At 69.2% G+C, this 25,364-nt stretch carries 24 protein-coding genes; 5 read left to right on the forward strand and 19 right to left on the reverse strand.

The window, feature by feature from the left end:
• Positions 1 to 16 precede the first annotated feature (16 nt).
• The gene (locus ACWEGE_RS03530) at positions 17 to 367 is read left to right on the forward strand and encodes a VOC family protein (RefSeq protein WP_449658846.1); all 351 of its coding nucleotides are present in this window, start codon (positions 17 to 19) and stop codon (positions 365 to 367) included.
• On the opposite strand, the gene ACWEGE_RS03535 is transcribed toward ACWEGE_RS03530, so the two are convergent.
• From ACWEGE_RS03535 to ACWEGE_RS03545, 3 genes are read right to left on the reverse strand one after another with little or no spacing between them, the layout of a single operon-like run.
• Positions 360 to 1,580, reverse strand: a complete 1,221-nt coding sequence (locus ACWEGE_RS03535; RefSeq protein WP_449658847.1) for a sunset domain-containing protein — start codon at positions 1,578 to 1,580, stop codon at positions 360 to 362. The genes ACWEGE_RS03530 and ACWEGE_RS03535 overlap by 8 nt on opposite strands.
• A gap of 24 nt (positions 1,581 to 1,604) precedes the next feature.
• Positions 1,605 to 2,657 carry a polyprenyl synthetase family protein gene (locus ACWEGE_RS03540; protein WP_449659075.1) on the reverse strand — a complete coding sequence of 351 codons (1,053 nt, stop codon included), beginning with the start codon at positions 2,655 to 2,657 and terminating at the stop codon, positions 1,605 to 1,607.
• Positions 2,658 to 2,675: 18 nt separating this feature from the next.
• Positions 2,676 to 3,431, reverse strand: a complete 756-nt coding sequence (locus ACWEGE_RS03545) for a hypothetical protein (RefSeq protein ID WP_449658848.1) — start codon at positions 3,429 to 3,431, stop codon at positions 2,676 to 2,678.
• A 484-nt stretch (positions 3,432 to 3,915) separates the two neighbouring features.
• Here ACWEGE_RS03545 and ACWEGE_RS03550 point away from each other — a divergent pair, with 484 nt between their 5' ends.
• The 4 genes from ACWEGE_RS03550 to ACWEGE_RS03565 are packed head-to-tail and all read left to right on the forward strand — an operon-like array spanning position 3,916 to position 7,048.
• Complete coding sequence (locus ACWEGE_RS03550; protein WP_449658849.1) at positions 3,916 to 4,341, forward strand: hypothetical protein; 426 nt, start codon at positions 3,916 to 3,918, stop codon at positions 4,339 to 4,341.
• Entirely contained in the window at positions 4,341 to 4,967 is a 627-nt protein-coding gene (locus ACWEGE_RS03555; protein ID WP_449658850.1) for a DUF3558 domain-containing protein, read from the forward strand. The genes ACWEGE_RS03550 and ACWEGE_RS03555 overlap by 1 nt, the downstream gene beginning before the upstream one ends.
• Positions 4,967 to 6,268 (forward strand): PPE domain-containing protein, encoded by a 1,302-nt coding sequence (locus ACWEGE_RS03560; protein WP_449658851.1) that lies wholly within the window; start codon positions 4,967 to 4,969, stop codon positions 6,266 to 6,268. Before ACWEGE_RS03555 ends, ACWEGE_RS03560 begins: the two co-directional genes overlap by 1 nt.
• 24 nt (positions 6,269 to 6,292) lie before the next feature.
• Entirely contained in the window at positions 6,293 to 7,048 is a 756-nt protein-coding gene (locus tag ACWEGE_RS03565) for an ESX secretion-associated protein EspG (RefSeq protein ID WP_449658852.1), read from the forward strand.
• A gap of 51 nt (positions 7,049 to 7,099) precedes the next feature.
• Here the strand turns inward: ACWEGE_RS03565 and nuoN are convergent, their stop codons facing one another.
• From nuoN to ACWEGE_RS03645, 16 genes are all read right to left on the reverse strand, one after another.
• Positions 7,100 to 8,668, reverse strand: a complete 1,569-nt coding sequence (gene nuoN, locus ACWEGE_RS03570; protein ID WP_449658853.1) for an NADH-quinone oxidoreductase subunit NuoN — start codon at positions 8,666 to 8,668, stop codon at positions 7,100 to 7,102.
• A gap of 2 nt (positions 8,669 to 8,670) precedes the next feature.
• Positions 8,671 to 10,221: an NADH-quinone oxidoreductase subunit M gene (locus tag ACWEGE_RS03575; protein ID WP_449658854.1), complete on the reverse strand. Its 1,551-nt coding sequence runs from the start codon at positions 10,219 to 10,221 to the stop codon at positions 8,671 to 8,673.
• Positions 10,221 to 12,122: an NADH-quinone oxidoreductase subunit L gene (gene nuoL / locus ACWEGE_RS03580; RefSeq protein WP_449658855.1), complete on the reverse strand. Its 1,902-nt coding sequence runs from the start codon at positions 12,120 to 12,122 to the stop codon at positions 10,221 to 10,223. The genes ACWEGE_RS03575 and nuoL overlap by 1 nt, the downstream gene beginning before the upstream one ends.
• A 10-nt stretch (positions 12,123 to 12,132) precedes the next feature.
• Positions 12,133 to 12,432, reverse strand: a complete 300-nt coding sequence (gene nuoK / locus ACWEGE_RS03585; RefSeq protein WP_091303926.1) for an NADH-quinone oxidoreductase subunit NuoK — start codon at positions 12,430 to 12,432, stop codon at positions 12,133 to 12,135.
• On the reverse strand, positions 12,429 to 13,331 hold the full coding sequence (locus ACWEGE_RS03590) for an NADH-quinone oxidoreductase subunit J (RefSeq protein ID WP_449658856.1): 903 nt from the start codon (positions 13,329 to 13,331) through the stop codon (positions 12,429 to 12,431). Before ACWEGE_RS03590 ends, nuoK begins: the two co-directional genes overlap by 4 nt.
• Positions 13,328 to 13,852: an NADH-quinone oxidoreductase subunit NuoI gene (nuoI, locus tag ACWEGE_RS03595; RefSeq protein ID WP_003081846.1), complete on the reverse strand. Its 525-nt coding sequence runs from the start codon at positions 13,850 to 13,852 to the stop codon at positions 13,328 to 13,330. The genes ACWEGE_RS03590 and nuoI overlap by 4 nt, the downstream gene beginning before the upstream one ends.
• Complete coding sequence (gene nuoH, locus ACWEGE_RS03600) at positions 13,839 to 15,188, reverse strand: NADH-quinone oxidoreductase subunit NuoH (RefSeq protein ID WP_449658857.1); 1,350 nt, start codon at positions 15,186 to 15,188, stop codon at positions 13,839 to 13,841. Before nuoH ends, nuoI begins: the two co-directional genes overlap by 14 nt.
• Complete coding sequence (locus ACWEGE_RS03605) at positions 15,185 to 17,653, reverse strand: NADH-quinone oxidoreductase subunit G (RefSeq protein WP_449658858.1); 2,469 nt, start codon at positions 17,651 to 17,653, stop codon at positions 15,185 to 15,187. The genes nuoH and ACWEGE_RS03605 overlap by 4 nt, the downstream gene beginning before the upstream one ends.
• Entirely contained in the window at positions 17,650 to 18,945 is a 1,296-nt protein-coding gene (gene nuoF / locus ACWEGE_RS03610; RefSeq protein ID WP_364460768.1) for an NADH-quinone oxidoreductase subunit NuoF, read from the reverse strand. The genes ACWEGE_RS03605 and nuoF overlap by 4 nt, the downstream gene beginning before the upstream one ends.
• Positions 18,945 to 19,802 (reverse strand): NADH-quinone oxidoreductase subunit NuoE, encoded by an 858-nt coding sequence (gene nuoE / locus ACWEGE_RS03615; RefSeq protein ID WP_449658859.1) that lies wholly within the window; start codon positions 19,800 to 19,802, stop codon positions 18,945 to 18,947. Before nuoE ends, nuoF begins: the two co-directional genes overlap by 1 nt.
• Entirely contained in the window at positions 19,799 to 21,178 is a 1,380-nt protein-coding gene (locus ACWEGE_RS03620; RefSeq protein ID WP_449658860.1) for an NADH-quinone oxidoreductase subunit D, read from the reverse strand. The genes nuoE and ACWEGE_RS03620 overlap by 4 nt, the downstream gene beginning before the upstream one ends.
• Positions 21,175 to 21,924: an NADH-quinone oxidoreductase subunit C gene (locus ACWEGE_RS03625; protein ID WP_449658861.1), complete on the reverse strand. Its 750-nt coding sequence runs from the start codon at positions 21,922 to 21,924 to the stop codon at positions 21,175 to 21,177. The genes ACWEGE_RS03620 and ACWEGE_RS03625 overlap by 4 nt, the downstream gene beginning before the upstream one ends.
• A 4-nt stretch (positions 21,925 to 21,928) precedes the next feature.
• Positions 21,929 to 22,477: a NuoB/complex I 20 kDa subunit family protein gene (locus tag ACWEGE_RS03630; protein WP_043783847.1), complete on the reverse strand. Its 549-nt coding sequence runs from the start codon at positions 22,475 to 22,477 to the stop codon at positions 21,929 to 21,931.
• A gap of 4 nt (positions 22,478 to 22,481) precedes the next feature.
• Complete coding sequence (locus ACWEGE_RS03635) at positions 22,482 to 22,901, reverse strand: NADH-quinone oxidoreductase subunit A (protein WP_206790918.1); 420 nt, start codon at positions 22,899 to 22,901, stop codon at positions 22,482 to 22,484.
• A gap of 467 nt (positions 22,902 to 23,368) precedes the next feature.
• The gene (locus ACWEGE_RS03640) at positions 23,369 to 24,655 is read right to left on the reverse strand and encodes a geranylgeranyl reductase family protein (RefSeq protein ID WP_449658862.1); all 1,287 of its coding nucleotides are present in this window, start codon (positions 24,653 to 24,655) and stop codon (positions 23,369 to 23,371) included.
• Between the two features lie 10 nt (positions 24,656 to 24,665).
• Positions 24,666 to 25,355: a class I SAM-dependent methyltransferase gene (locus ACWEGE_RS03645; RefSeq protein WP_449658863.1), complete on the reverse strand. Its 690-nt coding sequence runs from the start codon at positions 25,353 to 25,355 to the stop codon at positions 24,666 to 24,668.
• Positions 25,356 to 25,364: the final 9 nt, after the last annotated feature.

Below are 25,364 nucleotides of genomic sequence, written 5' to 3' on the forward strand. Positions count from 1 at the left end.
TCCTAAGTTTTAGGCTATGCGACCTGAATCACCGTTCGTGTTCTTCGACGTCCGTACCGCCGACCCGGCGGGCAGCAAGCGGTTCTTCGCCGAGCTGCTCGGCTGGGAAGCGAAAGACGCCCTGCTGACGGCCGGCGGCGTGCCCTGGGGCGGTCTCACCGAGCTCGCGCCGGGCGACGACCGGGCACCGCAGTGGCTGCCCTACGCGCCGGTGTCCGATGTGGACGCCGCCGCGGCGAAAGCGCTGGAGCTGGGCGGAACCCTGGTGCGCGAGCGCACCGATCTGCCGTTCGGCTCCCTGGTGGTGGTCACCGATCCCGGCGGCGCGGCCCTGGTCCTGTTCCAGGCCGGGCCCGCGGTCAGCTGAGCGGCCGGAACCCGACGCGCTCGGCGTCCTCGGCCGTCCGGAACCAGACCTCGGCGACCATCTTCGGGAACTGCGCCGATTCCTCGGTGCAGTACCGCAAAGCGGTGACGCTGGCCTTGACGGCGAAGCTGTCGCTGGGTGCCCCGCCGCCCGGGCGCGGCATCGCCGATCCGGGACCGAACGGGCCCGGCGGGACCGAGTCGCCCGCCGCCTGGCGGGCCGGGGGCGGTTCCGGCGCCGCGAGGCCGGCCGCCGCCTGGTTCGGCTGCACGGACGGCTCGAACAGCGAGCCGCTGTGCGCGCCGGACAGGTCGGGCTCGCGGCGTTCCACCGTGCGCATCGACGGCTGGATCGGCTGCGGCGCGTCGAACCCGCCGCGGACCGCCTCCCGGGGCTGCCGCTTCGGCAGCACCTGAGTCGCCTCGGCGGGGGTCTCCGGCGGCACGTCCAGCTCGCTTTCGGCGATGTCGCCACCGAAGGCGTACTGCGGCGGCTCGTCCTCTTCCGGCTCGTCCTCGCGCACCGAACCGGGGTGCTCGGTGATGAAGCGGGTGCGCTCCACCGGCTCTTCGAAAGCCGACCGCTCGGACGGCGGCTCGTCGTCGAACCAGTCCGGCGTGGGCGCGGACGCCGCCTCGCCGGCCGGGGACTGGAACAGCGAGCCCGCGGGGTCCGGGTCCAGCTTCTGCTCGAGCCGCGACAGGGCAGGCGACTCGGGCTCGTCGTCGAACGAGTCCCCGACCGGGGCGAGGTACTGGGTCGGGGCGGCGCGATCCGGTTCGTCGTCCGGCGTCAGGAACTGCGCGGCCGCGCTCCGGTACGGGTCGCCTTCCTCGGGCTCCGGTTCCGGCGGGTGGACGAACGGCTCGGTCGGCGGCATCCGCGACGGCACCTGGGCGTCGAGCTCGGCGAAGTCCTCGTCGATGTCGTCGTGGACGTCGTCGCGGTGGATCGGCGGCGCGGCGACCAGCGTGCCCGGGTAGGAGGTCTCCTGGCGGGAGGGCTCCGGCTCGGGCCGCCGGAAGGCATCGGAGCCGCGCACCGCGCCGGCGTTCGCGGGGGTGCGCGCGGCGTCGGCGTGGGCCTGCGCCAGCGAGCTCTCCAGCCGTCGGACGCTCTTGCGGAGCGGCAGCACGAGCACCAGCCAGGTCAGGGCGACCCCGACGAAGAACGCGGCGAGGCTCCACAGCCAGACCTGTCCGAATATGGACATCTTTTCCTGCCCCTGTTAAGTGCTTTAGCGCGTGCGCGCGACCAGGTAGTCGGCGACCGACTCGCACGCGTCCCGGGCGGGTGACGCCGGCAGCGCGGCGAGCTCGGCTCGCGCGCGCTGAGCGTAGTCGGAAAGGGTGACGCGTGCTCGATCGAGTCCGCTGCTCACCCGAAGGAGGTCCAGCGCCTCCTGCACGAGCGCGTCGTCGGCGATCGGGCCGGACAGCAGCTCCACCAGCCGGGGGTCGGTACCCGGGTCGGCCAGCGCGTACAGCATCGGCAGCGTCCGGACGCCTTCGCGCAGGTCGGTGCCCTGCGCCTTGCCGAGCTCGTCGGACGGCGAGGCGATGTCGATGATGTCGTCGGAGATCTGGAAGGCGGTGCCGATGATGTCGCCGAACCGGCGCAGCGCCTCGATGTGCTCCTCGGCGGCGCCGGACATCATGCCGCCGAACCGGCCGGAGGTGGCGATCAGCGAGCCGGTCTTCTGGGCGATCACGGTGAGGTAGTGCGCGACGGCGTCGTCACCCGGGCCGGGGCCGACGGTCTCGCGCATCTGGCCGGTGACCAGCTCGCCGAAGGTCTCGGCGATGATCCGCGCGGCGTCCGTGCCGAGGTCGGCGACCAGCCGCGAAGCGTGGGCGAAGAGGAAGTCGCCGGTGAGGATGGCGATGGTGTTGTCCCAGCGCGCGTTGACGCTCTCGGCGCCGCGCCGCATTGTGGCCTCGTCCATGACGTCGTCGTGGTAGAGCGTGGCCAGGTGCACCAGCTCGACCGCGGCGGCGGCGATCACCACGTGGTCGTCCTGCTTGGGGCCGAACTGGGCGGCGAGCAGCGTGAACAGCGGGCGGAAGCGTTTGCCCCCGGCCTCGACCAGGTGCAACGCGGCGTCGTTGACGGCCTGGACGTCGCTGCGGACGACCTCGCGCAGCAGCTTCTCGACCTCGGTCAGCCCGCCGGCGATCGAGCGCAGCAGGGTTTCGTCGGCGATCTGCAGCCCGACCGACGCCCGCAGGTCGTCGAGGGCGCCGCCCGGCGCAGCGGGGAGGGATCCCGCCCCGGGGGCTGGGGAAGGCACAGACACGTCGGCTCCGCTCTACTCGTGCACCGGTCGGTTGCCCCTTGAGCGTAGTGGCTGCGCCGCGCGGTCGTTTACCCGCTGTCCTGCGGAAACGGTGACGAACATGACACCGCCACCGGGTGGTTCGCGATCCCCGAAAGGGTGATCGGAGATTCCGGGCGCAACGGACGTCTCCGGCGGGCGGATATTCAGTCGTGGAAGAGACGCCCGGCTCGTCGAGGAGGAACAGATGCGCAGCACGATCGTCACGGCTGTAGTGGTGACGGCGGTGGCGGCTTCACCGGCATCGGCGGCCACGGCACCGGGCGTCGCGGACATCGGCTCGGCGTCGTTCACGAAGGAGGGCTCGACGGTCACGGTGCCGGCCCAGGGACGCTGTTCGATCGACGGCCCGACATCGGCAACGGCCCCGACACTCTCGAAACCGGGCATCACGTTCGGCGGTGGAACGTCGTCCTGCACGAAAACGGACCCGAACTCGACCAAGTCGACGGCGACGGGCAGGAACTTCGAGCTGACGGCTTTGGTTCCGGCGGGCGGCCCGCGGGTGAGGTTGTCGAGCTGGACGGTGACGTGCGAGGGGACGCAGACGCAGACCAGCGCGAGCTGGACGTACGGAGGGTTGTCGGGGATCGCGAACCCGCCGAGCCCGGTGCCGGTGGGGTATGTGTCCCCGGTACGTACGGCGGACGGGACGGTGCTGGCGAACGCGGTGTTCAACAGCCAGGGCGTCCCGGGTGACGGGAGTGTGGAATTGACGATGCTGCGCATCGAGTTTCTGCCGGCATCGGGGCTTACCGGCCGCGTGGTCCTGGGCGAAACGAGCTGTTCGCCGACGCCATGAGCCGAGGTGCCGCGGCCTGGGAGCGGGCGAGAGGGTGGCCGCGGCACCTCGCCAGAACCGAAGATCCCCTGATGATCGCCCGGGCCTGTCGCGTCTACCCCGAGGGCGCACGCAGAGGATGACAGAACTGCGCCTCAACCAGCGGATCTTTCTTTCAGGCGACAATAACCCCAAACCGATTATCACCTTCTGTCACCAAGTTTCCCATGCCCTTTCCGGACGGAACGGATCTTCTCGCTTGGGCGATACCGGCAGTCGGGAACCCTGGTAATCTCCGACGCGTCGGACTACGCAGGGTGCCGAGGTGGGAGCACCCTGCTGCCAAGGGGAGAGCAACAGTGACGACGACGGCTTCGGAGCGCCTCGGCGCTGTCAGGCACCACCGGTCCGGAACGACCGAGGTGGGAGACCATGCCTGACGGCCAGCCACCGGCCTACAACCCGAACACGCGCCGGGCCCCACTGCGGCCTGTCACGCCACACACGGGCACCTATGGAGCTCCGGCCGGTTCCGGCGCGAGCAGCCCCGGTTTCAAGTACGACCGGGCGACACTGGAAGAGCTCGCGAAGGACTGGAACGACATGGCCAACGAGTTCCAGGTCGACCAGGCAAGGGCCCGGACCATCGCAACAACTCGTGGGCCCGGACTGGAGTACGCAAGCGGAGGAAACGCAGACGAGATCTGCAGCTCCGGCCGCGCACTCCTGGACACTCTCGTCGAGCGCGAAAAGTATTGCCGAACAATGGCAGCCAAATTCGATGCCGCAATCGGCAAGTACGCAGACGCAGAAAAAACGCACTCGATCGAGATCAAGCAGACCGGAGGCAGTCTTTGATGCGCCGCATGATTGTTCTATTCAGCGCACCACTGCTGCTTCTCGCCGCCTGCACGACATCCACCCCAGGGAATCCTCTGCCATCCAGCAGCACCACCGGTCAGCCTTCGCCATCCAACGCGGGCGACGGAGTCCCCGGCCCCGGAGTTCCCAAAGTCAACACTCCGATCGACACGACTTACTTCAAGCAAGCGCCCTGCGACACGCTCACCGCAGTCCAAATCAACGAACTCCTCGGTCCGGACGTGACCCCTAAACCAGATTTGAATGGCCCCGGCGGACCGGGCTGCAGCTGGAGCACCCCCCAGGTTTCACAGGCCGGCGTTTCAGTCATCTACAACAATGTGGACAAGGTCGGACTGACTGCCATATACGAGAAAAAAGGAACCACCTTTCCATTCTTCTTACCCATGGATCCGATCGAGGGATACCCATTGGTCGCTTATGGCATGCTCGATGAGCGGGAAACTCGGGGCCGATGCGCAGTAGCGCTTGCAACCAGCGACCACGACATCATCGATGTCTCGATTGCGCAGTCGGAAGATAACATCGGGAAGAAGGATCCTTGTACGGCCGCGCACAATGTCGCAGCCAAAGTGCTTGGCAACCTCCGGGCGGTGAAGTGATGGTGGCAGAAGGCCCGCTGACCGCAGCCCAAATCTACGAGCAGCTCACCGGCGGCAACGGGACTCAGTCCTTGGCCGACGCACATGACAGTGCAGGCCAGCTGACGCAGCGGATGATCGACCGGGCCTCGCGGATCAACGCGCTCCGGGCCAAGACCATGAGCGGCTGGCAGGGTGGCGCCGGCGACACAGCCGCAGACTCGACCGCACCGCTGATCCAAGCCGCGATGGACGATGCCGTTCACCTCAAGAACGCGCAGACCGCCGTCAGTGATCAGATGGGTGCTTTTGGTACCGCGAAGAACAGTGTGAAACCGGTCCCGGCGCAGCCGCCCGCGATCACGGCCGCTGATCTCGTCGATACCTTCGCGGGTGATGGCAAGTCCTACCAGACCAAGGTGGCGAGCTGGCAGGCCGACAGCCAAGCCAACATCGACGCTTTCCGCATCTACCACTCCACCAGCATCACCAACGGTGCCCAGATGCCCGCCCAGTACGCACAGCTGACCGACTCCGGTGCGCCCGTCACGCTGGACACCGGAACGCCGACTCCCCGGACGACGACTCCGGGCACGACGACCGGCACCGATACCGGACGCCGTACGCAAGACGGGCGCCAAACCCAGCAACCCGCCGTCCCGCCGCAGACGCAGTACCGGCCCGACACGCAGGCCGGCCGGAACCAGACCGGGCAAATCCCGGCCGGACAGCATCAGGTCGGCAACCAGACACCAGGCCCCATCACGCCGGGCGCGACCACACCGGGCACGACCACTCCAGGCGCTTCGGACGGAACGCATGCCAATAGCTACGTTCCGAAGCCGATCATGCCGCCGGCGGCGAATAGCGGATACCAGTTCGGGCCGACCGGGCAGCCGGGCAGCACGTTCGGGCCGTATGGCACCGGAGATTTCGGCCCGGGCACCGGCGGGTACGGCCCAGGAGCCGGCAGCGGATACGGCGGCTACGGGCCCGGCTCGGGTAGCGGTAGTGGAAGCGGCTACCGCGGCACCGGCAGCGGTCCCGTGAACGAACCCGGTGCGCGCGGGCTGGGATCCGGGCCCGGCTCGGGACGCGGGGTGCTCGGCCAGGGCGTCGCCGGCGGGCGGGCTGGGGCGGCCGGCGCCGCCGGTGGGCGGGGAGTCAACGGGATGCCCATGGGCGTCGGGGCGGGCAAGAAAGAAGAAGACAAAGAAAAGAAAACCGCGGACTATCTTCGCAATCCTGATCCGGACGGCACCTTCGGCGGCGACATCGAAAAACCGGTGCCGCCCGTGATCGGTGACAAACCGAAGAACTAGCACCACACCAAAGGGGAGGAACACGTGGTGCTCAAGCAGGTCGAGCTGTCTCTCGACACCCTGCTCACCGCGATGCGCCAGGCTGGATGCGGCGACCCGCACCAGATTTTCGCCGGCGGGCTGCGGTACATCCCGCCGTCCTCGGCGAACCAGGTGGATCGCGAAGCGTTCGAGGAGCTGAGCCAGTACGGCTTCACCCAGGGACGCGGGTTCACGCCCGGCTTCGAGGAGGTCTTGGAGCTGCTCGACCGGCCGCCGACCGAGTACTTCGCTTACGCCCGGAACATGGACGAGCAGTTCGGGGTGCTGGTGGCCGTCCGCGGGCAGTTCGCCGTCACCGTCCTGTGCCAGGGCGAGCGCGTGTGGCTGAAGACCGTCTCGCCGGACCGCAGCCCGGTGGACGCGTTGGTCGCCAACCTGCCGCGTTGCGCTCCGGCTGACTTGACGCCGTTCTCGCTGCCCCAGGACGAGTTCCGGCACGAGGAAGAAGGCAGTGATATCTACGACGACGCTCCGGCGCGCAGCCGCGCCGCGCGGCAACTCGACGAGATCTTCGGACAGCCTTACTTCGGCGTCGGCCAGTTCTACGCGGCAAAGCGGGAAAACGGCGGGGCGCGAACCCTGACCCAGGACTCCCTCGGCTACCTCGACCTCGAGACCGGGCGGGTGGCCATCCACCTTTCCGGGACGCCGGGCAACCGGTACCTCACCGTGCTGCCCGGTGAGCCAGGCCTCCTGGGCCAGAAGCTGGCCGCGCTGCGCACCGGCCTCGACCACTGACGCGGTGAAGGCCGTCTCGGAGAACCGAGACGGCCTTCACGGGACCAAAGCTCAGAAAGCGAAACCGCCCGAACCGGCCCACCCGAGGGCGAACGCCGGGGCCAGGCCGAGCACCAGCGTCACCGCCGTGCCCAGGAAGATGGCCGTTCCCGTGCCGAAGCCCGGGACCGACACGGACGGACCGTCCGCCGCCGGCTCCGAGAAGTACATCAGCACGATCACGCGCAGGTAGAAGAACGCCGCCACCGCGCTGAACACCAGGGCCACCACCACCAGCGGGGCCATCCCGTCCGACAACGCCGCCGAGAACACCACGAACTTGCCCACGAATCCGGACGTCAGCGGGATCCCGGCCAACGCCAGCAGCAGGAACGTGAAGACACCCGCCACCAGCGGTGACCGCTTCGCCAGCCCCGCCCACGCCGAGAGGTGCGTCGCCTCGCCCGAGGAGTCACGGACCAGGCTGATCACGCCGAACGCCGCCAGTGTCGTGAAGCCGTACGCCAGCAGGTAGAACAGCGTGCTCGAGAGCCCGTCACGCGTCATCGCGATCGCCCCGACCAGCAGGAAGCCCGCGTGGGCGATCGACGAGTACGCCACCATGCGCTTGACGTCCGTCTGCGTCAGGCCCAGCACCGCGCCGATCACCATCGAGATGATCGCCACGCCCCACAGGACTCCGCGCCACTCCCACGACGTCGACGAGAACGCCACCGACAGCACCCGCAGGATCGCACCGAACGCCGCGACCTTCGTGCACGCCGCCATGAACGCCGTCACCGGGGTCGGCGCGCCCTGGTACACGTCCGGGGTCCAGGTGTGGAACGGACCCACCGAGCCCTTGAACAGCAGTCCCACCACCAGCAGGCCGAGGCCGGCGAACAGCAGCGTGTCCGACCGGTCCGAACCGGCCGCCGCGGCCGCGATGTCGCCCAGCTTCACCGAGTTCGCGTAGCCGTACAGCAGCGCGAGCCCGTACAGGAAGAACGCCGAGGAGAACGCGCCCAGCAGGAAGTACTTGACCGCCGCCTCCTGGGACAGCAGGCGGCGGCGACGCGCGAGGCCGCACATCAGGTACAGCGGGAGCGACAGGACTTCCAGCGCGATGAACATCGTCAGCAGGTCGTTCGCCGCGGTGAACGCCATCATGCCGCCGAGCGCGAACAGCGTCAGCGGGAACACCTCGGTCTGCATCACCGTCGCCGTCTGGGCGCGGTCCTGGACCGTGCCCGGGCGGATGCCCGCCTGGGCGACCAGCGCACCACCCGGCTCGACCACGCGGTCGGAGATCAGCAGCACCGCACCGACCGCCAGCGCGAGCAGCGTGCCCCAGAGGAACAGCGCCGGCCGGTCGATCGAGATCGCACCGCTGAACGTCTTCACGCCGCCCGCGGGCGCGTCGCCCGTGGCGTAGACGATCAAGCTGACGCCGGCCGCGACGATCGACGCCAGGCTCAAGCCCACCTGGATGCCGAACCGCGACCGCTTCGCCGCGAACGCCTCGACCAGCACGCTGACGCACGCCGCGCCGAACACGATCAGCACCGGCAGCACGGCCGGGTAGTCGACCGACGGCACCGTGATCGGTGCCTGCGCCTGGGTCAGGAGGATGTCGAGCACTTTTACTTGCCTCCCTGGACCGCGGACAGCGTCTGCTGCACCGTCGGGGTGACTGTGTCGAGCACCGGCTTCGGGTAGAAGCCGAGGACGATGATCAGCACGACCAGCGGCGCGAGGATCGCGATCTCCCGGCCGTTCAGGTCGGTGATGGCCTTCTTGGCGCCCAGCTCCGGCGCGATCGCCGTGCCCGGACCGCCGCCGACGCCCACAAGAGCGTCTCCGCGAACCGGGCCCTGGAAGACCCGCTGGTAGAGCCACAGGACGTACGCCGCGGCCAGCACCATGCCGACCGTGGCGAGGATCGTGTACACCGGCTGGTCCACAAAGGACCCGATGAGCACGAGGAACTCGGAGACGAACGAGTTCGTGCCCGGCAGGGACAAAGTGGACAGACCGGCGAGCAGGAACAGCCCGGCCAGCAACGGGGTCACCTTGGCCATGCCGCCGTAGTCCGAGATGCGGGACGAGCCGCCGCGCGCGATCACCAGGCCGATCACCACGATCAGCATGCCGGTCGCCAGGCTGTGGTTGAGCATGTACGTCGCCGAGCCGACCATCGCCTGCTCGTTGAACGCGAAGATGCCCAGCGAGATGAACCCGAAGTGGGCGATCGACACGTACGCGATGAACCGCTTCATGTCCCGCTGGCCCGCGGCGAGGATCGAGCCGTAGAGGACACCGATCACCGAGAGCACCAGCACCAGCGGCGCCAGGGTCTTGCTCGCCTCCGGGAACATCGGCAGGCAGTAGCGCAGGAACCCGAACGTGCCGACCTTGTCCAGCACGCCGACCAGCAGGACGGCGACGCCGATCGGCGCCTCCCCCGCCGCGTCCGGCAGCCAGGTGTGGAACGGCACCAGCGGCGCCTTGATCGCGAAGGCCAGGAAGAAGCCGAGGAACAGCCAGATCTGCGTGGACAGCGGCGCGTCGCGCACCACCGTCACCAGCGTGGCCCAGTCGAACGTGCCCTTGCCGAGCTTGTCCGACGCCAGCGAGTACGCCCCGATCGCCGAGGCCAGCATGATCAGGCCGCCGAGGAACGAGTACAGGAAGAACTTCACCGCCGCGTACTGCCGGTTCGCGCCGCCGTAGCCGCCGATCAGGAAGTACATCGGGATCAGCATGATCTCGAACAGCACGTAGAACAGGAAGACGTCGGTCGCGGCGAACACGCCGATCGTGAGCGCCTCCTGCAGCAGGATCAGCGACAGGAACCCGCCCGCGCTGCGCCCCGCCGGGAGCTTGTCCATCGTGCCGAGCCCGCCGACGACGATCGGCACCAGCAGCGCGATCACCGCGATCATGATCAGCGAGATGCCGTCGGTGCCGAACGCGATGTGCACGCCGAAGCTGGGGATCCAGTCGAAGCTGGACGTCATCTGCAGCCGCGCGCCCGAAGGCGAGTAGCTGAGCCAGAACGGGATGATCAGCACCAGCTCGAGCAGCGAGAACCCGAACGCGGTCAGCACCGCGGCGCGGTCGTTCCCCTTGAGGAACGCCAGCACCAGGGAGCCGGCCAGCGGCACCAGGATCAGGATGAGCAACCAGGTCATCAGGAGAACCTCACCAGCAGGAGAGCCGCCAGAAGCAGGAACGTGCCGCCCAGCATCGACAGCGCGTAGGACCGGACGAACCCGGTCTGCAGCCGCCTCAGCCGGCCGGACCCGCCGCCGAGACCGGCGGCCAGGCCGTTGACCGCGCCGTCGACGCCGCGGTTGTCGACGTACACCAGCGCCCGCGAGAGCCAGGTGCCCGGGCGGGCGACCAGCGTTTCGTTGAGGGCGTTGCCGTAGAGGTCCTTGCGCGCGGCCCGGGTGACGAACGAGACCCGCTGGGGCTGCTCGACCGGGACGTCACGGCGGAAGATCAGCCACGCGAGCGCGACCCCGAGCAGCGAGAGCACGACCGCCGCCACCGAGATCACCCAGGCGTCGAACGGCGCGTGGTGGGCTTCCTCCAGCTCGCCGACCGACGGGGCCAGCCAGTGGGCGAAGCGCTCACCCTGCGAGAAGAAGAAGCCTGCCCCGACCGAACCGACGGCCAGCACGGCCATCGGGACCCACATGACCGGCTTCGACTCGTGCGGGTGGAAGTCGTGGCCGTCGGTGCTCTTGATGTCCTTCCAGCGCTCCTTGCCGAAGAACGTCATCACCATCAGGCGGGTCATGTAGAAGGCGGTGAGCCCGGCGCCGAGCAGCGCCGCGCCGCCCATCACCCAGCCGCGCCAGCCGCCCTGGCCGAACGCCGCTTCGATGATCGCGTCCTTGGTGAAGAAGCCCGACAGCGGCGGGATGCCGATCAGGGCCAGGTAGCCGAGCGCGAAGGTGATGAAGGTGATCGGCATGTGCTTGCGCAGGCCGCCGAACTTCCGCATGTCGACTTCGTCGTTCATGCCGTGCATGACCGACCCGGCCCCGAGGAACAGCCCGGCCTTGAAGAAGCCGTGCGCCACCAGGTGCATGATGCCCAGCGCGTACGCGATCGGCCCGAGGCCGACGGCGAGCATCATGTAGCCGATCTGGCTGACCGTCGAGTACGCGAGGACCTTCTTGATGTCGTCGTACGCGCAGCCGATGATGCACCCGAGCAGCAGGGTCACCGTGCCGACCAGCGTGACGATCAGGCGGCCGTCGTCGGTGGCGTTGAAGATGTCCTTCGAGCGGGCCACCAGGTAGACACCGGCGGTGACCATCGTTGCCGCGTGGATCAGGGCCGAGACCGGTGTCGGGCCCTCCATCGCGTCCGGGAGCCAGGCCTGCAGCGGGAACTGGCCGGACTTACCGCAGGCGCCCAGCAGGAGCAGGATCGCCATCGCGGTGATCGCGGCGGGCGAGAACTTGCCGTCGCCGACCGCCTTGAAGACTTCGGCGTAGCCGGTCGAGCCCGCGTACTTGAACATGATGAAGATCGCCAGCGCGAGCCCGACGTCACCGACGCGGTTCATCAGGAACGCCTTCTTCGCCGCGGTGGCGGCGGACGGGCGGCCCTGGTACCAGCCGATGAGCAGGTAGGACGCGAGGCCCACGCCCTCCCAGCCGAGGTAGAGCGTCACGAAGCTGTTGCCCAGCACCAGGACCAGCATCGAGGCGACGAAGAGGTTCAGGTACGCGAAGAAGCGGTACCGGCCCTCGTCGTCGGCCATGTAGCCGATCGAGTAGTAGTGGATCAGCATGCCGACGCCGGTGATGAGCAGCACGAACGTCAGCGACAGCGCGTCGATCCGCAGCCCGAAGTCCACCTGCAGCGCCCCGACCGGGATCCACGAGTAGACCTTGACGTCGGACGTGGTGGCCGTGTCGGCGCTGAAGAACAGGATCAGCCCGTAGACGAAAGCCAGGGTGACGGTGGCACAGCCGAGCAGATGCCCCCACGCCTTGGCGCGCTTGCCCGCCAGCAGCAGGATCAGGGCGCCGAGAGCCGGAAGGGCCACCAGCAGCCACGATGATGCGGTCACTCGGTGTCTCCTAGTACTTCAGCAGGTTGGTGTCGTCGACCGAGGCCGAGCGCCGGGTGCGGAAGATGGCCATGATGATCGCCAGGCCGACCACGACCTCGGCGGCCGCGACGACCATGACGAAGAACGCCATGACCTGGCCGTCGAGCCCGCCGTTGATCCGGGCGAAGGTGACCAGCGACAGGTTCACCGCGTTGAGCATCAGCTCGATGCACATGAACACGACGATCGCGTTGCGCCGCACCAGCACGCCGACCGCGCCGAGCGCGAACAGCAGCGCCGACAGCAGCAGGTAGTACGTGGGGGTCATGCCTTCTCCCCTTCCGTGGCTTCCGAGGCTTCCGTGGCTCCAGTGGCTCCAGTGGCCTTCGGAGTGCCTTCGGAGCCGACCAGCGCGTGCGCGTCCGGGTGCGGGCCCTCGTCCGCGACGAGCTTGCGCTCCTTCGCCAGCTCGATCGCCGAGGTGGACTCGATGATCGCCGACAGCGACTCCGGGGCGACCGAGCCGTCCGGCAGCAGCGCCGGGGTGGCCACCGAGTTGGCGGTGGCGAAGACACCCGGGCCGGGCAGCGGCGACGGCCGGTCGTGCTCGCCGCGGAAGCGCAGGAGCACCAGCTCCTTCTGCGACAGCTTCCCGCCCTTGCCGTGCCGGTCGGTGAAGGCCAGCACCATCGCGCCGATGGCGGCGGTGATGAGCAGCGCCGACGTCAGCTCGAACGGGAACAGGTAGTCGGTGAAGATCAGCCGGCCCAGGCCCTTCGGCCCGCCGCCCGCCGGCGTGGCGGAGTCGAGCGGGATGGCCGGGGTGACGTTCTCCAGTGCCCGGTAGATGCCGGTGGCCAGCAGCGCGGCGGTGCCGATGCCGAGCACGGTCGCGGCCAGCCGCTGGCCGCGGAGGACTTCGACGACCGAGTCGGAGCTCTCCCGCCCGACCAGCATCAGCACGAACAGGAACAGCATCATGATCGCGCCGGTGTAGACGATGATCTGCGTGAAGCCGAGGAACGGCGCCGACTGGATCATGTACAGCGCGCCCAGGCTCAGCATGGTCAGCACCAGCCACAGCGCCGAGTGCACGGCGTTGCGGGAGAAGATCATGCCGAGCGCACCGAGCAGCGAGAGCGGCCCGAGCACCCAGAACGCGATGGCCTCACCGGTGGAGACACCGGCCGACGCGTCCGGCGCCGCGGCCAGGACTGCGGAGATCACTTGACGCCCTCCCCGCGTGCCAGTTCGGGGCCGTTCACGTAGTAGTCCTGCTCGTTCTCGCCGAGCCGCATGGGGTGCGGCGGCTGCTCCATGCCGGGCAGCAGCGGGGCGAGCAGGTCTTCCTTCGTGTAGATCAGCCGCTGGCGGTCGTCGTCGGCCAGCTCGTAGAAGTTGATCATCGTCAGCGACCGGGTCGGGCACGCTTCGATGCAGAGGCCGCAGCCGATGCAGCGCAGGTAGTTGATCTGGTAGTCCGCGCCGTACCGCTCGCCCGGCGAGTACCGGGCCTCCTCGGTGTTGTCACCGCCCTCGACGAAGATCGCGTCCGCCGGGCACGCCCACGCGCACAGCTCGCAGCCGACGCACTTCTCGAGGCCGTCCGGGTGGCGGTTCAGCTGGTGGCGCCCGTGGTAGCGCGGGGCGGCGGGGGCGCCGGCCTCCGGGTACTCCTCGGTGGCGACCTTCTTGAACATCATCCCGAAGGTGACGCCGAAGCCCTTGACGGGATCAAGAAACCCCATCTTGTGCCCCTTCCTTTGCGGTACCGACGGCCGCCGGCTTGCGGCGGGCCGCCTTCGCCTCGGCCTTGGCCAAAGCCTTCTGACGCGGGGTGGTCTGCGGGACCTTGAGGTCCAGCGGCGGGACCGGGAAGCCGCCGCCGGTGACCGGGATGCTCTCGCTCTCCTCTTCGCGGCCCGCGGCGCGGACGTAGAAGAACAGCGAGGCGACGATGAAGATCGCGACCGCGGCGATGATGATCGTCGCGGTGTTCCAGGTGATCACCTTCGCGAAGGTCACCATGACGATCCACACCAGGTTCAGCGGGACCAGGACCTTCCAGCCCAGGCGCATGAACTGGTCGTAGCGCAGGCGGGGCAGCGTGCCGCGCAGCCAGATGAACCCGAAGAGCAGGATGAACATCTTCGCGAAGAACCACAGCACCGGCCACCAGCCGGTGTTGAGGACGTTGTTCCCGATCAGCGACAGCGGCCACGGGGCCATCCAGCCGCCGAGGAACAGCGTCGTGGCGAACGCCGAGACGATCACCATGTTGACGTACTCGGCGAGGAAGAACATCGCGAACTTCATCGAGCTGTACTCGGTGTGGAAGCCGCCGACCAGCTCCGACTCGGCCTCCGGGAGGTCGAACGGCGCCCGGTTGGTCTCGCCGACCATCGAGATCAGGTAGATCACGAAGCTCGGGACCAGGTAGAGGAACCACACCTTGTGCTGCGCGCCGACGATGTCGGCCAGGTTCAGCGAACCCGCCTGCAGGATCACCGCGACGATCGAGAGACCCATCGCGATCTCGTAGGAGATCACCTGCGCCGCGCTGCGCATGCCGCCCAGCAGCGGGTACGGCGAGCCGGACGACCAGCCGGCGAGCACGATGCCGTAGACGCCGATCGAGGAGCAGGCCAGGATCACCAGCGCGCTGACCGGCAGGTCGAGCAGCTGGAGCACGGTCCGCTCGCCGAAGATCGACACCACCGGCCCGAACGGGATGGCCGACAGCGCGATCAGCGACGGCACCACGCACATGACCGGGGCGAGGAAGTACACCTTGCGGTCGGCGGTGTCCGGGATGATCTGTTCCTTGAACGGCAGCTTGATCGCGTCCGCGAGGGACTGCAGGTAGCCGCCCGGGCCGACCCGGTTGGGGCCGGGCCGGTTCTGCATCCGGCCGACCGCCTTGCGCTCCCAGACGATCAGGAAGATCGTCATGATCGGGCCGATCAGCAGGATGACCACGCACTTGAGCAGGATCAGCCACAACGGGTCGTCGGCCAGCAGCGCCGCCCGCGTGGCCGCGTCGGGAACGCTCCCGACGGCGGCTTCGGTCAGCAGCGGGGTCATTGCCCACCTCCAGCGAGGTTCACGACGGCGCCGTGCCCGGCACCGAGCGTCTTGAACACGGCCGAGCCGTCGGAGTTGCCCGGCAGCCACACGACGCCGTCGGGCAGGTCGGCGATCTCCACCGGCAGCGTGATCGCGCCGCGTTCGGTGCTCACCTTCACGGTGACGCCCAGCCCTTCGGCGGTCTTCGCGGACAGCCGCGCGACCGGCGTGCGCTGGGTGCCCTTGAGGTGCGGCTCGCCGTCCTGCAGCGAGCCGTTGTCGATCAGCTGGCGCCAGGTCGACAGGACCGCCTGGCCGTCACCCGGCGTCGCGGGCGGTGCGATCTCGGCGGCGACGTGGCTCCAGCGCAGCGCCGAAGCCTGGCCCAGCTTCTCGAAGTCGCCGCGCGCGGCGGCCGGCGTCTGCGTGAACAGGTCCGCGTCCATCTCGACGGCGAGCGTGTCGAGCACCCGGCAGTCCGGCAGCGCGCCGGTGCCTTCGATGGTGGTGTCGAACGGGCGGGTGCGGCCCTCCCAGTTGAGGTAGCTGCCGGACTTCTCGTCCGACGCGGCCACCGGGAGCACGACGTCCGCGCGCTCGGTCACCGCGCTGTGCCGCAGTTCGAGGCTGACCACGAACCCGGCGTTGTCCAGCGCGCGCAGCGCGAGGTCCGGGTCCGGCAGGTCGTACGGGTCGACGCCGCCGACGACCAGGCCGCCCAGCTCGCCGGCCGAGGCGGCCAGCAGGATGTCCGTCGCGTCGCGGCCCGGGGTGGCCGGGAGCGGGACGCCCCAGGCGTTTTCGACGGCGACGCGGGCGGCGTCGTCGCCGACCCGGCGGCCGCCGGGCAGCAGCGACGGCACGCAGCCGGTCTCCAGGGCACCCCGGTCGCCGGCGCGGCGCGGGATCCACGCGAGCCGGACGCCGGTGCGCTCGACCAGGTCGTGCAGGGCGGCGAACAGGCCGGGGATCGCGGCGGCGCGCTCGCCGACCAGGACGACCGCGCCGTCGCCGCGCAGGGCCTCGTCGAGGTCCGGCGCGTGCTTGGCGATGCCCTCGACGGCCGCGGCCTCCTGGCCGGGGACGCAGGCGAGCAGCTCGCCGAACGTCTTGCGCACCGACGACGTCGTCCACTGTCCCAAGTGGACGACCCGGGTGCGGTTCTTGCGGGCCGCCTTGCGCAGCCGCAGGAACACGATCGGGGCCTCGTCCTCGGGTTCGAAGGCGACGCACAGGACCGTCCGGGCCCGCTCGATCTCGCCGAAGGTGACGCCGGACTCCGGCGTGGTGCCCACGACGTGCGAGGTGAGGAACGCGAGCTCCTCGGCCGAGTGCGGGCGCGCGCGGAAGTCGACGTCGTTGGTCCGCAGGGCGACGCGGGCGAACTTCGAGTACGCGTAGGCGTCTTCGACGGTCAGCCGGCCACCGGGCAGCACGCCGACGCCGGCCGAGCGGGCTTCGGTGAGGCCCGCCGCGGCGATGCGCAGCGCGTCGGTCCAGGACGCCTCTTCCAGCTCACCGGTCTCGCGGTTGCGGACCAGCGGCCGCCGGATGCGGTCCTCGGCGCCGGTGTAGCGGAACGCGAACCGGCCCTTGTCGCAGATCCACTCTTCGTTGACCTCGGGGTCGTCGCCGGCCAGCTTGCGCTGCACCCTGCCGCGCCGGAAGTCGGTGCGCTCGGCGCAGCCGGACGAGCAGTGCTCACAGACGCTCGGCGAGGACACCAGGTCGAACGGCCGCGACCGGAACCGGTAGGCCGCGCTGGTGAGCGCGCCGACCGGGCAGATCTGGATGACGTTGCCCGAGAAGTAGCTCTGGAACGGCTGGCCGGACGTCGTCCGGGAGGCCAGGTCCAGGACGTCCGCCGTCTCCGCGGTGCCGATCTGCTGGTGGGCGCCGCGTTCGAGGAGCTCGATGAACGGGTCGCCGGCGATCTCGCGGGAGAACCGGGTGCAGCGCTGGCAGAGCACGCAGCGTTCGCGGTCCAGCAGCACCTGCGTCGAGATCGGCAGCGGCTTCGGGAACGTCCGCTTGGTGTCGACAAAGCGAGATTCGGTCCGGCCGTGGGCCAGGGCCTGGTTCTGCAGCGGGCACTCGCCGCCCTTGTCGCAGATCGGGCAGTCCAGCGGGTGGTTGATGAGCAGGAGCTCCATCACGCCCTGCTGGGCCTTGTCCGCGACCGCCGACGTCAGCTGGGTCTTGACGACCATGCCGTCGGCGACGGTCATCGTGCAGGACGCCTGCGGCTTCGGCATCGGACGGCCGCCCATCTCGACCTCGACCAGGCACTGGCGGCAGGCGCCCGCCGGGTCGAGGAGGGGGTGGTCGCAGAACCGCGGGATGACCGTGCCGAGGCGTTCGGCCGTGCGGATGAGGAGCTCGCCCTTGGGGGCGATGACCTCTTCGCCGTCGATGACCAGCTTGACGTGGCCTTCGGGGACCGGCGTCTCGGTGGTTTCGGGCTTGTCGGGCGCGATCGTCATGCCTGCGCTCCCACGAGTTCGGGCTTGGTCTGTTCGTGCCGGTTCGCTTCGCACAGCGCGAGGAACTCCTCGCGGAAGTACTTGATGCCGCTCTGGATCGGCGACACCGCGCCGTCGCCGAGGGCGCAGAACGACCGGCCGAGGATGTTGTCGCAGACGTCGAGGAGGGTGTCGATGTCCTCCTCGGTGCCGTGGCCCTCGACCATGCGCTCGAGGATCTGCGCCAGCCAGTACGTGCCTTCGCGGCACGGCGTGCACTTGCCGCAGGACTCGTGCTCGTAGAACTGGGTCCACTTCATCACGGCCCACGGCACCGACACGGTCTCGTTGAAGACCTGGACGGCGGTGGTGCCCAGCATCGACCCGGCTTCCGCCGCGCCTTCGAAGTCCAGGGGAACGTCGAGGTGCTCGGCGGTGAACATCGGCGTGGACGAGCCACCCGGGGTCCAGAACTTGAGCGGGATGCCGTCCTTCATGCCGCCCGCCATGTCGAGCAGCTCGCGCAGGGTCGTACCGAGCGGGCACTCGTACTGGCCGGGCTTCTCGACGTGGCCGGAGATCGAGTAGATCTTCGGGCCGGGCGACTTCTCGCGGCCCATCTCGCGGAACCAGCTCGACCCGCCGTTGACGATGAACGGCGCGCTGGCGATGGTCTCGACGTTGTTGACCGTGGTCGGCGCGGCGTACAGACCCGCGGCGGCCGGGAACGGCGGCTTGAGCCGCGGCTGGCCACGACGGCCTTCGAGCGAGTCCAGCAGCGCCGTCTCCTCGCCGCAGATGTACGCGCCCGCGCCCGCGTGGACGGTGATCTTGAGGTCGAAGCCCGAGCCGAGGATGTTCTCACCCAGGTAGCCCGCCGCTTCGGCTTCGCGCACGGCCGCGTTGAGGCGGCGGATGCAGTGCAGCGCCTCGCCGCGGACGTAGATGAAGCAGTGGTTGGACCGCATCGCGTACGAGGCGATGATGCAGCCCTCGATCAGCGAGTGCGGGTCCGCCATCATCAGCGGGATGTCCTTGCAGGTCCCCGGTTCGCCCTCGTCGGCGTTGATCACCAGGTAGTGCGGCTTGTCGAAGTTCGGCGGCATGAACGACCACTTGATGCCGGCCGGGAAGCCCGCGCCGCCGCGGCCGCGCAGGCCGGAGTCCTTGACCAGCTGGACGAGCTGCTCCGGCGTCCCGGCCAGTGCCTTGCGGACGGCGGTGTAGCCCTCGAGTGCCTCGTACGTCCCGATCTGCCAGGAGTTCGGCGACAGCCAGCGCTTGGTGAGGACCGGAGTGATGGGGTCAGCCATTACTTCTTCTCCACTTCTGGCAGCGGCACGTCGGACGCCACCGGGGCGACCCAGCCGCGGTCCTGCGCGAGCTTCGCGCCCCGCAGCGTCTCGACGGCCTGCGACGGGCCGTCGACGTCCCGGCGGAAAGCCGTCTCGTCCTCCGGGAAGAACCCGGCGAGCTGCAGCTCGGCGCCCTTGAAGTTCGTCAGCGGGGCACCGCGCGTCGGGGCCGGCTTCTTGCCCGCCTGCAGCGCGTCGACCAGCGCGACGGCCTTCTCCTCGGTCTGGTTGTCGAAGTACTCGTAGTTGACCTGGATGACCGGCGCGAGGTCGCAGGCCGCGAGGCACTCGGCGTGCTCGAGGGTGATCGAGCCCGGCTCGTTCGGCGTGCCCGCGGTCTCGTTGTGCCCCAGCGGCTGCTCCTCGGAACCGAGGTGCGTCTGGAGCTTCTTGTAGATCGCGTCGCCGCCCATGGCCGCGCACAGCGTGTTGGTGCAGACGCTCACGAGGTGCTCGCCGCACGGCTTGCGCTTGTACATCGTGTAGAACGTCGCGACCGCGCTGACCTCGGCGTCGGACAGGTCGAGCTGCTTCGCGCAGAACGCGATGCCTTCCTGGCTGACGTAGCCCTGCACCGACTGCACGAGGTGCAGCATCGGCAGCAGCGCCGAGCGGGACATCGGGTAGCGCGCGATCAGTTCCTGCGCCTTCGCGTGGATGTCCGCGTCGAAGATGTCCTCGAGGGGCGTTTCGGTGATGATCCCGGCCGCCACTTCGGGGTCCGGCGCGATGGCGACGACGTCGGTGTCGGGCCCGGCCGCGGCGTGCGTCGTCGCGGAGTGGTTCGGGCCCGGCTCGGGAACTGCTGTGGTCATCGGTCCACTCCCCCCATGACGGGGTCGATCGAGGCGATGGCGGCGATCACGTCGGCGACCAGGCCGCCCTCGGCCATGGCGGGCATCGACTGCAGGTTCACGAAGCTCGGTTCGCGCACGTGGACCCGCAGCGGCCGGGTGCCGCCGTCGGAGACCAGGTGCGCGCCCAGCTCGCCGCGGGGCGACTCGACCGCCGCGTAGACCTGGCCCGGCGGGACCTTGAAGCCCTCGGTGACCAGCTTGAAGTGGTGGATCAGGGACTCCATCGACTGGCCCATGATCTTCTTGACGTGCTCGAGCGAGTTGCCCATGCCGTCGCTGCCGATGGACAGCTGCGCGGGCCACGCGATCTTCTTGTCCTCGACCATGACCGGGCCCGGCTCGAGCTTCTCCAGGCACTGCTCGATGATCTTGAGGCTCTCGTGCATCTCGTGCACCCGGATCAGGTAGCGCGACCAGCAGTCGGCGCCGTTGTCGACCGGGACGTCGAAGTCGAACTCGTCGTAGCAGGAGTACGGCTCGGTCTTGCGCAGGTCCCACGGCAGGCCCGCGGACCGCAGCACCGGGCCGGTGACGCCGAGCGCGAGGCACGCGTCCACCGGCAGGTAGCCGACGCCCTTGAGCCGGTTGCGCCAGATCGGCTGGCCGGTGAAGAGCTTGTCGTACAGGGGAAGGCGTTCCTTCATCGTCTTGATGAACGCCTTGACGACCTCGACGTAGTCGGCCGGCATGTCCTGCGCGAGGCCGCCGGGCCGGATGAACGCGTGGTTCATCCGCAGGCCGGTCAGGTGCTCCAGCAGGTGCAGCACCTCCTCGCGCTCGCGGAAGCCGAGCGTCATCGCGGTGGTGGCGCCGAGCTCCATGCCGCCGGTGGCGATGTAGACCAGGTGCGAGCCGATCCGGTTGATCTCCAGCAGCATCACGCGCAGCAGCTGCGCGCGGCGCGGGGCTTCGATCTGCAGCAGCTTCTCGACGCCGAGGCAGTACGCCATCTCCGTCGAGAGCGGGGCCAGGTAGTCCATGCGCGTCACGAAGGTGACGCCCTGGGTCCAGGTCCGGTACTCGCAGTTCTTCTCGATGCCGGTGTGCAGGTAGCCGATGACCGACCGCAGCTGCGTGACGGTCTCGCCCTCCATCTCCAGCACGAGCCGGAGCACGCCGTGCGTCGACGGGTGCTGCGGGCCCATGTTGATGACCATGCGCTCGTCGTGCTGGGCGTCGGCGATGACGTCGTCCCAGTCGCCGCCGGAGACCGTGTAGACGCGGCCTTCGGTGGTGTCGCGGGAATCCGCGTAGCTGACGTCGTCGGTGCTGTCGCTGCCCTCGGCGGTGGTCGACGTGCCCGTGGTGACGTCGGAAAGGTTCTCGGTGCTCACGAGTACGACCTCCGCTGGTCCGGGGGCGGGATCTCCGCGCCCTTGTATTCGACCGGGATCCCGCCGAGCGGGTAGTCCTTGCGCTGGGGGTGGCCGTCCCAGTCGTCCGGCATCAGGATCCGGGTCAGCGCCGGGTGGCCGTCGAAGACGATCCCGAACATGTCCCAGGCCTCGCGCTCCTGCCAGTCGGCGGTCGGGTAGACCCCGACCAGCGACGGCACGTGCGCGTCCTCGACGTCGAGGGTGACCTCGAGGCGGATCCGGCGCCGGTAGGTCAGCGACGTGAAGTGGTAGACCGCGTGCAGCCGCTGCGGGACGTCTACGCCGTAGTCCACACCGGACACCGAGGACAGCAGCTCGAACCGGAGACCGCCGTCGTCGCGCAGCGTCTTCGCGATCGCGGGCAGGTGCTCGCGGGCGACGTAGAAGGTGATCTCGCCGCGGTCGACCGTCGTCTGCAGGATCGCCTCGGCGGGGATCTTGCGCTCGGCCAGCGCGGCGTAGAACTCGTCGGCGAACTGGTCGAACCAGCCGCCGTACGGGCGCTCGGCCGGCGCCGGGCTGTACGCCGGGAGCCGGACGCCGCCGTAGCCGGAGGTGTCGCCGGTGCCGTGGACGCCGAACATGCCCTGGCGTTCGCGCCCGGTGACGACCGGTTCGGCCGCGCCGGGCCCCTGGGCCGTCAGGCCGGTTTCGGCACGCTCGGCGCTCGACTGCTCTTCGCCGGGTTGGGGGTTCTCAGTCATCGCTCTACTTCTTCGCGTACTTGATCGACGACGCGACGAGCTCGGTGCGCTCCCCGCTCGCGGCGCGGATGGCGGCGCGGCGGGCGTTGATCGGCTCGTCCTGGATCTTGGCGTGCAGCTTGAGGATCGCGTCCAGCAGCATCTCCGGCCGCGGCGGGCAGCCGGGCAGGTACATGTCGACCGGCACGATGTGGTCGACGCCCTGGACCACGGCGTAGTTGTTGAACATGCCGCCGGAGGAGGCGCAGACGCCCATCGCGAGCACCCAGCGCGGCTCGGCCATCTGGTCGTAGATCTGGCGCAGGACCGGGGCCATCTTCTGGGTGACGCGCCCGGCGACGATCATCAGGTCGGCCTGCCGCGGCGTCGCGCTGAAGCGCTCCATGCCGAAGCGGGCGATGTCGTAGCGGGAACCGCCGACCGTCATCATCTCGATCGCGCAGCAGGCGAGGCCGAACGTGGCGGGCCACAGCGAGTTCTTGCGCGCCCAGTTGACGAGGCCTTCGAGGCTGGCCAGCAGGACGCCGTTGGGGAGTTTTTCTTCGAGGCCCATGGGTCTAGTTCCAATCCAGGCCGCCGCGCCGCCACACGTAGGCGTACGCGAAGCCGACCGTCGCGATGAACAGCAGGATCTCCACCAGGCCGAACGTGCCCAGCGCGTCCGCCTGCACGGCGAACGGGTAGAGGAAGACCATCTCGATGTCGAACAGGATGAACAGCATCGCGGTGATGTAGTACGCGACCGGCATCCGCCCGGCGCCGACGAGCGGCTGCGGGGACGGCTCGATGCCGCACTCGTAGGCGGAGAGCTTGGCCTTGTTGTACCGGCTGGGGCCGACGAGCGGCCCGAGCAGGACCGACAACACGGCGAACGCCAATGCCAGCACGAACAACAGGACCAAGGGCAGGTAGGGCTTCAGGCTCGGGGCCTCTTGCGCCAGCTGCACCGTGTCGGTCCGGGTCAGCAACGTCAGCACGGGGTCTTCGCCATCCTTTCCGCGCCGCTGCGGTTGTGCTTGTGGTGGGGAACCGCTGGGCCTCGTCGGCACCCTAAGGGACCTGGGTCACACCGCCGAGGGTCAGGGTCTCCTTACGGCCCGTGGCTGGACCGCATAGAGCTTGTGAAATAGTTCACAAGCCACTCGTCGTGGATGTGAAGGGATTCACAAAGCATGGGGGGAGTCTAGGACGCGACTCACACTCTTGTCCCTAGTACCCCGTGTTATAAGGGTCGCCTAAGTTTCGGCGCCATCGTTGTCACGGGTCGGCAACACCGCGCGCGCGACCTGCGCGAAAGGCGTTCAAGATCGCGATCCGGCCGGACAAAACGGGCGCTGACCTGTGATCTATCCCACTGACCGCACGGCCAACTTGTTAGGCCACTCGTGTGTCCGCGCGCGAAGAAGCCCGGCACGGAAACCGTGCCGGGCTCTCGGAAATCCGGTCAGCGCGGGCTCGGCGTGACCTTCGCCAGCGCCGAAATGAGCCGGTCGACGCCGTCGCCGCCCTTGGCGTCGTAGCAGCCCGACAGGCCCTTGTAGACCAGCGGCAGGAGCTTGTTGATGCGCAGCCCGTACTTGGTGCACGCGTGCATGATCTTCGGCTTGCCGATGATCTTCGCGAACACGTTGCCCAGCTGGTAGTAGCCGCCCATCAGCTCGCCGACGGCCCGCGGGTACGCCTCCAGCGCCCGTTCCCGCGAAGGCCCTTCGCGACGCGCCAGCGCTTGCACGACGACCTCCGCCGCGAGCTGCGCGGACTCCATCGCGGCCGAGATGCCTTCGCCGTTGAACGGGCTGACCATGCCGCCGGCGTCGCCGAGCAGCAGGAGGCCGTCGCGGTAGTGGGGAGTGCGGTTGAAGCCCATCGGCAACCCGGCCCCGCCGACCTTGCCGATCGCGTTCTCCTCGCGGTAGCCCCACTCCTCCGGCGTCCCGTCGAGCCACTGGCGCAGCAGCGCGCGGTAGTCGGTGTTCCGGAACGAGGCCGACGTCGACAGCATGCCGAGGCCGACGTTCACCGTGCCGTCGCCGAGCGGGAACGCCCAGCCGTAGCCCGGCAGCAGCTTCGGGTTCCGCGGGTCGGACTTGTCCCACAGCTCGAGGTGGCCCTCGATGAACGGGTCGTCGTGGCGCGGGCTCTTGTAGTACTGGCGCACCGCCACGCCCATCGGGCGCTTCTCGTTCTTCTGGATGCCGACGCTCAGCGCGAGCCGCGCGGACACGCCGTCGCAGGCCAGTACCAGCGGCGCGTAGTACTTCACCGGCGTCTTCTCCGGGCCGACCTTCGCCTCGACGCCGACCACGCGCCCGCTCGGGTTGGTGATCGCGCTGGTGACGGTGGTGCGCTCGTAGAGCCGCGCGCCCGCCTTGACCGCGAGCTTGGCGAGGAGGTCGTCGAAGTCGTGGCGGGTGCGGGAAACGCCGTACGGCGGGTAGCTCGTCAGGTCCGGCCAGTCGAGTTCCAGCGTCAGGTCGCCGGTGAGGATCCGCAGGCCGCGGCTGTGCACCCAGCCGGCGTCCTCGCTGGTGTCGATGCCCAGGTCGATGAGCTGCTTGACGCCGCGCGGGGTCAGGCCGTCGCCGCAGACCTTCTCGCGGGGGAACTCGGTCTTCTCCAGCAGGAGGACGTCGACGCCCGCGCGGGCCAGGTAGGTGGCCACGGTGGAGCCAGCGGGTCCGGCGCCGACGACGATGACTTCGGCGTCCTGGTCTGCGGTGCGTCGCGTCATATGCGCGAGTTTAGGCAGGCTTGCGCGCGCGGTGGATGGCCACGACCCCGAATGTGAGGTTCAACCACTCGACGTCGGTCCAGCCGGCGCTCGCGATGATCTCGCCGAGGGTGCGCTGGTCGGGCCAGGTGAGCATGGATTCGGCCAGGTACTTGTACGCCTCGGGGTTCGACGACGTCCGGCTGCCGACCCAGGTCAGCAGCTTCAGGACGAACCGCCGGTGGACGAACCGGATGGGCGCGAACGGCGGCGTCGAGACCTCGCAGATCACCAGGCGGCCGCCGGGCTTGACCACGCGGGCGATCTCGGTGAGCGCGGCCTTCGGGTCGACGAAGTTGCGCAGGGCGAGGGAGATCGTCACGGCGTCGAAGCTCTCGTCGGCGAACGGCAGGTTGAGCGCGTCCGCCGCGACCATCGGGACCCTGCGGTGCAGGCCCGCGCGCAGCATGCCGAAGGAGAAGTCCGCGGCCAGGCACCAGGCGCCGCCACGGGCGTACTCGACGGTCGACACGCCGGTGCCGGCGGCGAGGTCGAGGACTCGTTCCCCGCGGCGGGCGTCGAGCACGCGGGCGGTGGTGGTGCGCCAGCGGCGGTCGAAGCCGAAGGTCATGAACGAGTTCGCCCGGTCGTACCCGGACGCGACGCCGTCGAACATCGCGGCGACTTCGTGCGGATCCTTGTCCAGGCTTGCGCGTGACATGACCTGAGA

Source organism: Amycolatopsis sp. NPDC004747 (assembly GCF_053601335.1).